Here is a 12,873-nt window from a genome sequence, read left to right as displayed (position 1 = left end):
ACCCGCAGCCCAATGCCGGCAAGAACCATCGAAAAAGGTTACGGCTCGATGTGGCGACGATTGACCTTGGCCATTGGCAAGGGAATCAGCTTGCCCATCGGCTCGCGTCGCGCCTGGCGCACCGGGCGCAGCCCGACCGCGATCTTGCGTGCCACCAACAGGTAGAAACCGCCGCCGGACAGCTGCCAGTCACCGGCCTTGCGCTCCCAGCCGGCCAGGCGCGCCTGCCACTTGGGCGACGCAAGCGGCGGACGATAGCACCCGAAGCGGCGTTTCTCCAGCGCAAAACCCAGCAGGTTCAGCCAGTCGCCGACCCTCGACGCCGAGATGCAGCGGGCCTGGCGCAAGGCGTCGTGGGCAAACACATGACGCAAGCCCCAAGCGCTCCAGGGATTGATGCCGATGATCAACAGGTGCCCGCCAGGGCGCACGCTGCTGGCGGCTTCACGCAACAGACCGTGGGGCGACAGGCAGAAATCCAGGCCGTGCTGCATGACCACCACGTCGGCGGCATGCTCGCTCAACGGCCAGGCCTGCTCTTCACAGACGATTTCCACCCCGGGCAACGGCGCTCCCAGGCGCACGTTGCGCTGGACTTGCGGTGCCGACGGCGGCGTTTGCGCCGAAGGCCCGTAGTGCACCAGGTAGCCGCCGAAGAACCGGCCCAACTCGTCTTCGAGCATGTGCCGTTCTTCTTCCAGCAAAAATTGCCCGACAGGGCCGGACAGCCATTCACGGGCGGCGCTGATCAACGCCAGCCAGTCAGGATCAGCCTGAGCGAACGCTTCATCGGTCATTGCATTCTCCAACGCGTCAGGAAGTTCTAAGATGCGCCTTTGTTTTCCGCTTGGCGAATTCCACGATGATACAGATCAGTGCCCTGCCCGCATTCACCGATAACTACATCTGGTTGTTACAGGACCACGCCACCCAGCGCTGCGCCGTGGTCGACCCGGGTGACGCCGCGCCGGTGCAGGCCTGGCTCGAGACCCATCCGGGCTGGGTCCTGAGCGACATCCTGATCACCCATCATCACCATGATCATGTCGGCGGCGTCCAGGCGCTGAAGAATGCGACGAACGCCACCGTTTACGGTCCGGCCAGCGAAAACATCCCGGCGCGGGACAAGGCCCTGCATGACAACGACACGGTCAGCGTGCTCGGCTGGGACTTCGATGTCTATGCCGTGCCTGGCCATACCCTGGGGCACATCGCCTACTACCATCACGGCCTGCTGTTCTGTGGCGACACCCTGTTCGCCGCCGGTTGCGGCCGGCTCTTCGAAGGCACGCCTGCGCAAATGCACCATTCGCTCAGTCGCCTCGCCGCCCTGCCTGAAGATACGCTGGTCTACTGCACCCATGAATATACCCTCAGCAACCTGAAGTTCGCCGCCGCCGTGGAGCCCGGCAACCCGGACGTCGCCGCCCGCCTGGAAAAAGTCAGCCGGCAACGCAGCGAAGGCATCATGACGCTACCCTCGACCCTGGCCCTGGAAAAACTCACCAACCCGTTCCTGCGCACGACTGAAACATCTGTTAAACAAAAAGCAGACGAACGGAACGGCCAGCGAAACCAGACGCCGAGTGAGGTTTTTGCGGCCTTGAGGGCTTGGAAAGATACGTTCTAAGGCAGCTATCGATTGATACAAAAATTCTGAAAGGTTGACCTGTTGGGGTGCGCTTCCTAGAATCGGCCGACATTTTTGCCCGGAACTTACTTCCAGCCAATGTCGTCATCTATACGCAGGTCCGTCCAGTCAGACACATTGACCCGCTTGGCTCAAGCCATTGCGGTGGCCGTGTCCGCCACATTGGCGGGCTGCCAGAGCACGAGCCAACTGCCGCAGACCGACGCGGCGCACACGCCGAATATCGCCGCTCGCGCCAAACAGAAGCCGGTATGGCTCAGTGAGAAACCCAGCCCTCAAGTACCCCAGGACGTCTGGGAGCGCATGCGCCAGGGTTTCCAGCTGCAGGAAACGGCCGGCGTCAATCCACGTATCGAGCAACAGCGCCTGTGGTTCGCCAGCAACCCTTCCTTCATGGAAAACGCCGGTGAGCGTGGCAGCCTGTACATCCATTACATCGTCGAACGCCTCGAAGAGCGCAACATGCCGCTGGAGCTGGCGTTGCTGCCGGTGATCGAGAGTGCCTACAACCCCATGGCCTATTCCCGGGCCAACGCAGTGGGCCTGTGGCAATTCATCCCGTCCACGGGGCGTTACTTCAACCTGCGCCAGACCCGCTTCTATGACGGGCGTCGCGATATCACCGCCTCCACCACGGCCGCCCTGGACTACCTGACGCGCCTGCACGACATGTTCAACGGCGACTGGTTGCTGGCGCTGGCCGCCTACAACGCCGGCGAGGGTACGGTCAGCCGCGCCATCGAGCGCAACGAGAAGCTTGGCCTGCCCACCGACTACTGGAACCTGCCGCTGCCCAGCGAAACCCAGGCTTATGTGCCGAAGTTGCTGGCGCTGTCCCAGGTGGTGCTCTCGCCCGATGCCTATGGCGTGAACCTCAACCCGATCGCCAACGAACCCTATTTCCAGGTCGTCGAGATCAACCAGCGCATGGACCTGTCCAAGGTCGCGGCGGTGGCCAACATCGACGAAGACGAGCTGTTCCAGCTCAACCCGGCCTTCAAGCAGCGCACCACCATCGACGGCCCCCAGCACCTGCTGGTGCCCACGTCCAAGGCCCAGTTGCTGACCGCCAGCCTGTCGACCATGCGCCCCGAAGAGCTGATCAGCCAGCGCTCGCTCAAGCCGGTGTTTGAGACAGCCGACGACAGCGACGTGGAAGGCGCCCGGCGTACCTACCGAGTCAAGCGCGGCGAAAACCTCGCCCAGATCGCCAAGGCCAACAACGTCCAGACCAAAGACCTGCAACGCTGGAACAAACTCAGCGGCAACAAGCTCAAGGTCGGCCAGACCCTGGTGATGCAGGACGCCAAGGCCAGCAAGGCCACCAGCAAGCGCATCAGCACCGTGGTGGCCGCCAATAGCAAGGACCAGAAGAAGCAGACCCAATACAAGGTCAAGCAAGGTGATTCGCTGTACGTCGTCGCCAAGCGTTTCAACGTGGAAATGCAGCACCTCAAGCGCTGGAACCCACGGATGGGCAAGGCACTCAAGCCTGGGCAGATGCTGACGGTCTACTCCCCGCACTGAGGTGACCGGGGAGCGTTGTGTGGTGAGGGGACTCATCTGTGGGGGCAAGGCCTGTGGGAGCAAGGCTTGCCCGCGATGGCCACACCGCGGTTTAACAGTTGAACCGCGATATCGTTCATCGCGGGCAAGCCTTGCTCCCACAGGTATCCGCTTAGCTGACTGGCATCCCCTCTAAACCCCGCCTTTTTCCTGCCGATACAAGCTGTTACTGTACAGGCCATAAAAGCCCAAGCCGCCTGGATCGGATCTCAGACTTGATACGTCCCCTCCTCTTGCTCCTGATCAGCCTGGCCTTGAGCTCTCCCGCCAGCGCAACCATCAGCGAAAGCCATGGCTATGCGCAGTTCGGCACGCTCAAGTACCCGGCCAGATTCACCCACTTCGACTGGGTCAACCCGCAAGCGCCCAAGGGCGGTGTCTTGCGAGTCATGGCATTCGGCACCTTCGATACGCTCAACCCCTACACGTTCAAGGGCAGCAGCCCGGTTTCTACACCCAATTTCCTGCAATACGGCATCAATGAGCTGAACGAACCACTGATGGTCGGCACCGGCCAGTACGCGCCGTCCGGTGATGAACCGACGTCGAGCTACGGCCTGATCGCCCAGTCGGTGGAATACAGCGAAGACCGCAGTTGGGTGGTGTTCAACCTGCGCCCCGAAGCGCGGTTTCACGATGGCGTGCCCATCACCGCCTATGACGTGGCGTTCTCCTACAGGACGCTGCTCAAGGACGGTCACCCGCAATACCGCACCAACCTGCAGGAAGTGCTGCGTGTCGACATTCTCAATCCACTGAGAATCCGCTTTGTCTTCAAGCGCGCGGGCAATCCGCTGCTGATCCTGCGCCTGGGTGAACTGCCGGTGTTGCCCCAGCATTACTGGAAAGGCCGCGATTTCAAGGCAACGACCTTCGAACCGCCCCTGGGCAGCGGGCCGTATCGCATCACCAAAGTGCAACCAGGCCGCCAACTGGTGTTCGAACGGGTCAAGGATTACTGGGGCAAGGACCTGCCGGTCAATCGTGGCAAGTACAACTACGACCGCATGGACGTGGAGTTCTATCGTGACAGCGAAGTTGCCTTCGAAGCCTTCAAGGCCGGCGAGTTCGACATCTACATCGAACACCAGGCCAAGAACTGGGCCAACGGCTATGACTTTCCGGCGATCAAGCGCGGCGACGTGATCAAGGCGCAGATTCCCCACCAGATCCCGACCCAGACCCAGGGCCTGTTCATGAACACCCGACGCGGCACGTTTGCCGAGGTCAAGGTACGTGAAGCCCTGGGGCTGATGTTCGATTTCGAGTGGACCAACCGCACCCTGTTCAGCGGCGCCTACAAGCGCACCCTCAGTTATTACCCCAACAGCGAGTTTTCCGCCACCGGCCTGCCGGTGGGCCATGAATGGCTGCTGCTCAAGCCATACCGGGAACAATTGCCGCCCAAACTGCTCACCGAACCCTTCAGCTTGCCCAAGACCGACGGTCGCGGCATCCCCCGGGAAACCCTGCGCAAAGCCCTGGGGTTATTGAAGGAAGCCGGTTGGAGCCTCAACGGCCAACGCCTGCTGAACGCCGACAGCCAGCCCCTGAGCTTCGAAATCCTGCTGGTGAACCCGAACCTGGAGCGCATCCTGCAACCCTACGTCGAGAACCTCGCCAGCATCGGCATCCAGGCCCGGCTGCGCACGGTGGACCGCGCCCAGTACAAGCAGCGCCTGGACCAGTTCGACTTCGACATGATCCTGCTGACCTTGAACCAGACCCTCAGCCCGGGCCTCGAGCAATGGCAGTACTTCCACTCCAGCCAGGTCGGGGTCAAGGGCAGCAAGAACTACGCCGGGATCGCCAACCCTGTGGTCGATCATCTGCTGGAAAAGCTGCTCGCCGCCCAGACCCGCGACGAACAGGTCGCCGCCGGCAAGGCCCTGGATCGCGTGCTGCTGTGGCAGCATTACTGCATTCCCAACTGGTATCTCAATTATCATCGCCTGGCGTACCGCAACCGGTTCGCCTTCGTCACCACGCCGCCCTACACCCTGGGCCTGAGCGCATGGTGGCTGAAATCTTCGGAGAAAGATCAATGAAGCCTCTACGTGCCCTGCTCCTGCAGGCCAGCAGCCTGTTATTCGCCGGGCTGGCTTGTGCCGCGCCGCAGCATGCCGTGACCTTGTACAACGAGCCGCCGAAGTATCCGGCGAACTTTCAGCATTTCGACTACGTCAACCCGGACGCGCCCAAAGGCGGGATCTTCCGCCAGGGCGGTTTTGGCGGCTTCGACAGCCTCAACCCGTTCATCAGCAAAGGTGTACCGGCCGACGACATCGGCCTGATCTACGACACCCTGGCCAAGCAGGGCCTGGACGAACCGTTCACCGAATATGGCCTGATCGCCGAAAAAATCGAGAAAGCCCCGGACAATGGCTGGGTACGTTTCTACCTGCGTCCCGAAGCCCGTTTCAACGATGGTCATCCGGTGCGCGCCGAGGACGTGGTCTTCAGCTTCCAGACCCTGACCAAGGACGGCGCGCCGATGTTTCGCGGCTATTACAGCGACGTCGCCGACGTCATCGCCGAAGACCCGCTCAAGGTTTTGTTCAAGTTCAAGCACACTAACAATCGTGAGCTGCCGTTGATCCTCGGCCAACTGCCGGTATTGCCGAAACACTGGTGGGCCGAGCGCGACTTCAGCAAGGGCAACCTGGAGATCCCCCTGGGCAGCGGTCCCTACAAGGTCGCCGAAGTGAAGGCCGGACGCTCGATCCGCTATGAGCGGGTGAAGGACTACTGGGGCAAGGACCTGCCGGTCAATCGCGGTTTCTATAATTTCGACGTACTGGCTACCGATTACTACCGCGACAACACCGTCGCGGTCGAGGCCTTGAAAGCCGGGCAGTTCGATTTCTGGCTGGAGATGACCGCCAAGAACTGGGCCAATGCCTACAACATCCCGGCCGTGACCGAAGGCCGGTTGATCAAGGAACAGATCCCCAACGGCAACCCCACCGGCATGCAAGGCTTTGTCTACAACCTGCGCCGGCCGATCTTCCAGGACATACGGGTGCGCAAGGCCTTGAGCCTGCTGCTGGACTTCGAGTGGACCAACAAGCAACTGTTCAACGGCGCCTACGCCCGCACCCGCAGCTATTTCGAGAATTCGGAAATGGCTGCCACCGGCCTGCCCGGCGAAGACGAGTTGAAGATCCTCGAGCCCCTGCGCGGCAAGATTCCCGAACAGGTCTTCACTGACGCCTTCCAGCCATCGATGTGCGACGGCAGCGGCATGATCCGCGACCAGCAGCGCAAGGCCTACCAATTGCTGCAAGAGGCCGGCTGGCGCATCGTCGACGACAAGATGGTCGATGCCCAGGGCAAACCGGTGGTGCTGGAGTTCCTGCTGGCCCAGACCGAGTTCGAACGGGTGCTGCTGCCGTTCAAGCGCAACCTGAGCGACCTGGGCATCGACCTGGTGATCCGCCGCGTGGACGTGTCCCAGTACATCAACCGCGTGCGCTCCCGGGACTTCGACCTGGTGGTAGGCAGCTTCCCGCAATCCAGTTCGCCGGGTAACGAACAACGCGAGTTCTGGATGTCCGCCGCCGCCGACAAGCCCGGCAGCCGCAACACCATGGGCCTGAAAGATCCGGCCGTGGACCAGTTGGTGGAACAACTGATCAACGCCGATTCGCGCAAGAGCCTGGTGGCCCACGCCCGTGCGCTGGACCGGGTCTTGCAATGGGGCTACTACGTGATCCCGAACTGGCACATCAAGACCTGGCGCGTGGCCTACTGGAACCACATCGGCCATCCGAAAATCACGCCCACCTATGACATCGGCACCACCACCTGGTGGGTCAAGCCGGAGGTCAAGCCGGCCGATGAAGTAGAGAAGCAGGTCATCGAGCAGCAAATCGCCGCCCCTGCGAGCGTGGAGTAACGAAATGCTGGCTTATATTTTTCGGCGACTGCTGCTGATCATCCCGACCCTGTTCGGCATTCTGCTGATCAACTTCGTCATCATCCAGGCCGCGCCCGGCGGGCCGGTGGAACAGATGATCGCCAAGCTCGAGGGCTTCGAGGGCGCCACCAGCCGCATTGCCGGCGGCGGTGCCGAAGTGTCGGTGGCAGGCTCCTCCTACCGCGGCGCCCAGGGCCTGGACCCGGGGCTGGTCAAGGAAATCGAGCGCATGTACGGCTTCGACAAGTCGGCACCCGAACGCCTGTGGATCATGATCAAGAACTACGCCCACCTGGACTTCGGCGACAGTTTCTTCCGCGACGCCAAGGTCATCGACCTGATCAAGGAAAAGATGCCCGTGTCCATCTCCCTGGGGTTGTGGAGCACGCTGATCATGTACCTGGTGTCGATCCCGCTGGGGATCGCCAAGGCCACGCGGCACGGCAGCCATTTCGATGTCTGGACCAGCTCGGCCATCATCGTCGGCTACGCGATCCCGTCATTCCTGTTCGCCATCCTGCTGATCGTGGTGTTTGCCGGCGGCAGCTATTTCGACTGGTTCCCGTTGCGCGGGCTGACCTCCAACAATTTCGACGAATTGAGCATGAGTGGCAAGATCCTCGATTACTTCTGGCACCTGGCCTTGCCCGTCACCGCCCTGGTGATCGGTAACTTCGCCACCATGACCCTGCTGACCAAGAACAGCTTCCTCGACGAAATCAACAAGCAATACGTGGTCACCGCCAAGGCCAAGGGCCTGACCCGCCATCGAGTGCTCTACGGCCACGTATTCCGCAATGCCATGCTGCTGGTGATCGCCGGCTTCCCTTCGGCATTCATCGGGATTTTCTTTACCGGCTCCCTGCTGGTGGAAGTGATCTTCTCCCTCGATGGCCTGGGCCTGATGAGTTTCGAAGCGGCCATCAACCGCGACTACCCGGTGGTGTTTGGCACCCTGTTCATCTTCACCTTGCTGGGGCTGGTGGTGAAACTGATCGGCGATCTGACCTACACCTTTGTCGATCCACGCATCGACTTCGAAAGCCGGGAGCATTGAGATGAACCTGTCCCCTCTCAATCGCCGCCGCTTCGAACTGTTCAAGGCCAACAAGCGTGGCTGGTGGTCGCTGTGGCTGTTCCTGATCCTGTTCGGGCTGAGCCTGGGCGCCGAGTTGATCGCCAACGACAAGCCGCTGGTGGTGCATTACGACAATGGCTGGTACTTCCCGGCCCTCAAGCGCTACCCGGAAACCACGTTCGGCGGCGAATTCCCGCTGGAAGCCAACTACAAGAGCCCCTATATCCGCGAACTGCTGGCGGCCAAGGACGCCTGGGTGCTGTGGGCACCGATTCCGTTCAGCTACCAGAGCATCAACTACGACCTGAAGGTCCCGGCCCCGGCGCCGCCCTCTTCCGTGAACTGGCTGGGCACTGACGACCAGGGTCGCGATGTCCTGGCCCGGGTCATCTATGGCTTCCGCATCTCGGTCCTGTTTGCCCTGACGCTGACCGTGCTCAGCTCGATCATCGGCGTGATCGCCGGCGCCCTGCAGGGCTTCTATGGCGGTTGGGTGGACCTGGCCGGCCAACGATTCCTGGAAATCTGGTCCGGGTTGCCGGTGCTGTACCTGCTGATCATCCTGGCCAGTTTCGTCCAGCCCAACTTCTGGTGGCTGCTGGGCATCATGCTGCTGTTTTCCTGGATGAGCCTGGTGGATGTGGTCCGTGCCGAGTTCCTGCGCGGGCGCAACCTGGAATACGTGCGAGCTGCCCGGGCGCTGGGCATGCAGAACGGCGCGATCATGTTCCGCCACATCCTGCCCAACGCCATGGTCTCGACCATGACGTTCATGCCGTTCATCCTCACCGGCGCCATCGGCACCCTCACCGCCCTGGATTTCCTCGGCTTCGGCCTGCCGCCAGGCGCGCCGTCCCTCGGCGAGCTGGTGGCCCAGGGCAAATCCAACCTCCAGGCGCCATGGCTGGGCATCAGCGCGTTCGCCGTGCTGGCCCTGATGTTGAGCCTGTTGGTGTTCATCGGCGAGTCCGCTCGCGATGCCTTCGATCCGAGGAAGTGAAATGAACCAGGACAATCTGATCGAAGTACGCGACCTGGCGGTGGAGTTCATTGTCGGCGAACGCCGCCAGCGCGTGGTCGAGGGGGTCAGCTTCGATATCAAGCGCGGCGAAACCCTGGCCCTGGTGGGTGAAAGCGGCTCGGGCAAATCGGTTACCGCCCATTCGATCCTGCGGTTGCTGCCTTACCCGCTGGCCCATCACCCCACCGGGACCATCCAGTACGCCGGCCAGAATTTGCTGGGTTTGAAGGAAAAAACCATCCGTCATATCCGTGGCAACCGGATTGCGATGATTTTCCAGGAGCCGATGACATCCCTCAACCCGCTGCACTCCATTGAAAAACAGATCAATGAAGTGCTCGGCATCCACAAGGGCCTGAGCGGCAAGGTCGCGACCCGCCGGACCCTTGAGTTGCTGGAGCTGGTCGGCATTCCCGAGCCCCACAAGCGCCTCAAGGCCCTGCCCCACGAGCTGTCCGGCGGCCAGCGCCAGCGGGTGATGATCGCCATGGCCCTGGCCAACGAGCCGGAACTGCTGATTGCCGACGAGCCGACCACCGCACTGGACGTCACCGTCCAGCTGAAAATCCTCCAATTACTCAAGGAATTGCAGGCGCGATTGGGCATGTCGCTGCTGCTGATCAGCCACGATTTGAACCTGGTGCGAAGAATTGCGCATCGCGTATGTGTCATGCAGCGCGGTTGCATCGTCGAACAGGCATCGTGCGAAGAGTTGTTCCGGGCACCGCAGCATCCGTACACTCGGGAACTGCTGGGCGCTGAACCCAGCGGCACCCCGGCGAGCAACGTCGTCGGCCCGCCGCTGTTGCAGGTCGAGGACCTGAAAGTCTGGTTCCCGATCAAGAAAGGCCTGTTCAAGCGCACGGTAGACTACATCAAGGCCGTGGACGGTATCCGCTTCAGCCTGCCCCAGGGCCAGACCCTGGGCATCGTCGGCGAAAGCGGTTCCGGCAAATCCACCCTGGGGCTGGCAATCCTGCGGTTGATCGGCAGCCAGGGCGGGATCCGTTTCGAAGGCAAGCAGCTGGATAGCCTGACGCAGCAACAAGTCCGGCCGCTACGCCGGGAGATGCAAGTGGTGTTTCAGGACCCGTTCGGTAGCCTGAGCCCACGGATGTGTGTGAGCCAGATCGTTGGCGAAGGCCTGCGGATCCACAAGATCGGCACCGAAGCCGAACAGGAACAAGCGATAATCGCGGCATTGAAGGAGGTAGGCCTGGACCCGGAAACCCGGAACCGCTACCCCCATGAATTTTCCGGAGGGCAACGGCAGCGTATCGCCATTGCCCGGGCCCTGGTGCTCAAGCCGGCGTTGATTCTGCTGGATGAACCGACGTCGGCCCTGGACCGTACCGTGCAACGCCAAGTGGTGGAGCTGTTGCGGTCGTTGCAAACCAAGTACAACCTGACGTACCTGTTTATCAGCCATGACCTGGCTGTCGTCAAAGCGCTGAGCCACCAGTTGATGGTGGTCAAGCATGGCCAAGTGGTCGAACAAGGTGATGCCCGCAGCATATTCGCCGCGCCGCAGCACCCCTATACACAGCAGTTGCTGGAGGCCGCCTTCCTGGCCCCAACAACTGCCGAATAACCTGAAAGAGGAGCAACACATGGGTTTTCTCGCCGGTAAGCGCGTACTGATCGTCGGTGTCGCCAGCAAGCTGTCCATCGCATCCGGCATCGCCGCCGCCATGCATCGCGAGGGCGCTGAGCTTGCCTTCACTTATCAGAACGACAAACTCAAGGGTCGTGTCGAAGAGTTCGCACAAGGCTGGGGTTCGAGCCCTGAGCTGTGCTTCCCGTGCGACGTGGCCAGCGATGAAGAAATCGCCAAGGTCTTCGAAGAACTGAGCAAGAAGTGGGATGGCCTGGACTGCATCGTGCACTCCGTGGGCTTCGCCCCGGGCGACCAACTGGACGGCGACTTCACCGAAGCCACCACCCGCGAAGGTTTCCGCATTGCCCACGACATCAGCGCCTACAGCTTCGTGGCCCTGGCCAAGGCCGGTCGCGAAATGATGAAAGGCCGCAACGGCAGCCTGCTGACCCTGTCGTACCTGGGCGCCGAGCGCACCATGCCGAACTACAACGTCATGGGTATGGCCAAGGCTTCGCTGGAAGCCGGCGTCCGTTACCTGGCCGGCTCCCTGGGCCCGGACGGCACCCGCGTCAACTGCGTATCGGCAGGCCCGATCCGCACCCTCGCCGCTTCCGGCATCAAGAACTTCCGCAAGATGCTGGCCGCCAACGAAGCGCAAACCCCGCTGCGTCGCAACGTCACCATCGAAGAAGTCGGCAACGCCGGCGCCTTCCTGTGCTCGGACCTGGCGTCGGGCATCAGCGGTGAAATCATGTACGTGGACGGCGGCTTCAACACCACCGCCATGGGCAACATCGAAGAGTAATCTTCACGTTGCAGCAAAAACGCCGCTTGTCCTGGAAAGGCCATGCGGCGTTTTTTTATGCCCACTGCAACCCCCCCTGTGGGAGCGAGCTTGCTCGCGATGGCGGTGGGTCTGCTGGCATTGATATTGACTGTGCCGACGCCTTCGCGAGCAAGCTCGCTCCCACAGGGATCAGCCTGTGCTAGCTGCGTAGCGCCTGTTTCTGTGTGTACATCGCCGCATCCGCGTCCGCCAGTAGCAGGTCGATCGACTGATGACGCTGGGGGTCGTACTCGATCTGGCCGACACTGAAACGAATGTCATAGCCACGCTGCAACATCGCATTGCGCTCATCGAGGATTTCCTGGAGCCGCGCCATGATTGCCGCTATCTCGACATGGGAAGAACCGGTGAGCAACGCCACGAATTCGTCACCGCCCAGGCGGCCGATCACATCACTTTCGCGAAAGGCGATACGCAGCACATCGGCGAACGTTTTCAGCGCGTTGTCGCCCTCGGCGTGCCCATAACGGTCGTTGATCGGCTTGAAGTCGTTGAGATCGAAGAACAGCAGCGTCGCCGGTCGCGACAAGCGATCACACACATTCAACGCATGCTGGGCCAACATCCTGAAGCCACGCCGATTGGACAGCAGCGTCAGCTCGTCCATGCTCGCCATCTGCACCGCGACCATTTCCTGCTCGGCCATGCGGGCCAAGTCGCGCAACAGTTCGCGCTCTTCGTCATTGAGCTTGCGCGGCTTGGTGTCGAGCAGGCACAACGTGCCGAGCTTGCTGCCGTCCTCCATCCCCAGCGGATGCCCCGCATAGAAGCGAATGCCAGGCTTGTCCGTGACCAGTGGGTTGTCGTGGAAGCGCTCATCCTGTTCCGCGTCGCAGATCTCCAGGATCTGATCCTGCAAAATCGCATGCCCACAGAAGGAAATCTCCCGCGAGGTTTCGCTGGCGTCCAGGCCGGCGCTGGACTTGAACCACTGCCGATTGGCGTCCACCAGCGACACCAGCGCGATGGGCACGTCAAACAGGCGTCGGGCAAGGCGGGTCAGGCGGTCAAACCGCTCTTCGGGTGCGGTATCAAGCAGCTTGAGCGAGTGCAGATTCTTGAGGCGAGCGGCTTCGTCGTCCGGTTGGCGTGGCGCAAGCATCGGAAACTCCATTGGCAGGACTTCATGAAGTCTAGTCCAGGACCCCAGCCCTTCAAACCGAACGGGCTAAATCCGACGGGCATTTACCG

At 61.5% G+C, this 12,873-nt stretch carries 10 protein-coding genes; 8 read left to right on the top strand and 2 right to left on the bottom strand.

Going from position 1 to position 12,873, the window contains the following annotated elements; genetic code table 11:
* Positions 1-38 precede the first annotated feature (38 nt).
* On the bottom strand, positions 39-797 hold the full coding sequence (locus AB4O09_RS13680) for a class I SAM-dependent methyltransferase (RefSeq protein WP_003202728.1): 759 nt from the start codon (positions 795-797) through the stop codon (positions 39-41).
* Positions 798-862: 65 nt separating this feature from the next.
* On the opposite strand from AB4O09_RS13680, the gene gloB reads away from it, so the two are divergent.
* The 8 genes from gloB to fabI all read left to right on the top strand — a co-directional run bounded on the left by gloB (position 863) and on the right by fabI (position 11,640).
* Positions 863-1,630: a hydroxyacylglutathione hydrolase gene (gloB, locus tag AB4O09_RS13675; protein WP_003202730.1), complete on the top strand. Its 768-nt coding sequence runs from the start codon at positions 863-865 to the stop codon at positions 1,628-1,630.
* A gap of 99 nt (positions 1,631-1,729) precedes the next feature.
* The gene (locus AB4O09_RS13670) at positions 1,730-3,178 is read left to right on the top strand and encodes a transglycosylase SLT domain-containing protein (RefSeq protein ID WP_027911846.1); all 1,449 of its coding nucleotides are present in this window, start codon (positions 1,730-1,732) and stop codon (positions 3,176-3,178) included.
* Positions 3,179-3,432: 254 nt separating this feature from the next.
* Positions 3,433-5,265 carry an extracellular solute-binding protein gene (locus tag AB4O09_RS13665; RefSeq protein ID WP_003202734.1) on the top strand — a complete coding sequence of 611 codons (1,833 nt, stop codon included), beginning with the start codon at positions 3,433-3,435 and terminating at the stop codon, positions 5,263-5,265.
* Entirely contained in the window at positions 5,262-7,115 is a 1,854-nt protein-coding gene (locus tag AB4O09_RS13660) for an extracellular solute-binding protein (RefSeq protein WP_027911845.1), read from the top strand. Before AB4O09_RS13665 ends, AB4O09_RS13660 begins: the two co-directional genes overlap by 4 nt.
* Before the next feature lie 4 nt (positions 7,116-7,119).
* On the top strand, positions 7,120-8,193 hold the full coding sequence (locus AB4O09_RS13655; RefSeq protein WP_003202736.1) for a microcin C ABC transporter permease YejB: 1,074 nt from the start codon (positions 7,120-7,122) through the stop codon (positions 8,191-8,193).
* 1 nt (position 8,194) lies between these two features.
* Positions 8,195-9,214 (top strand): ABC transporter permease, encoded by a 1,020-nt coding sequence (locus AB4O09_RS13650; protein ID WP_003202737.1) that lies wholly within the window; start codon positions 8,195-8,197, stop codon positions 9,212-9,214.
* 1 nt (position 9,215) lies between these two features.
* Positions 9,216-10,826, top strand: coding sequence for an ABC transporter ATP-binding protein (locus AB4O09_RS13645; protein WP_003202738.1), 1,611 nt, complete (start codon positions 9,216-9,218; stop codon positions 10,824-10,826).
* 19 nt (positions 10,827-10,845) lie between these two features.
* Complete coding sequence (gene fabI, locus AB4O09_RS13640) at positions 10,846-11,640, top strand: enoyl-ACP reductase FabI (RefSeq protein ID WP_003202751.1); 795 nt, start codon at positions 10,846-10,848, stop codon at positions 11,638-11,640.
* A gap of 181 nt (positions 11,641-11,821) precedes the next feature.
* Here the strand turns inward: fabI and AB4O09_RS13635 are convergent, their stop codons facing one another.
* Positions 11,822-12,784: a GGDEF domain-containing protein gene (locus AB4O09_RS13635; RefSeq protein ID WP_223470571.1), complete on the bottom strand. Its 963-nt coding sequence runs from the start codon at positions 12,782-12,784 to the stop codon at positions 11,822-11,824.
* Positions 12,785-12,873: the final 89 nt, after the last annotated feature.

This window comes from Pseudomonas sp. H1_F01, from assembly GCF_054681425.1.
The sequence above is the reverse complement of the archived record's forward strand: the minus strand, read 5'-3'. Positions and strand labels throughout refer to the sequence as shown.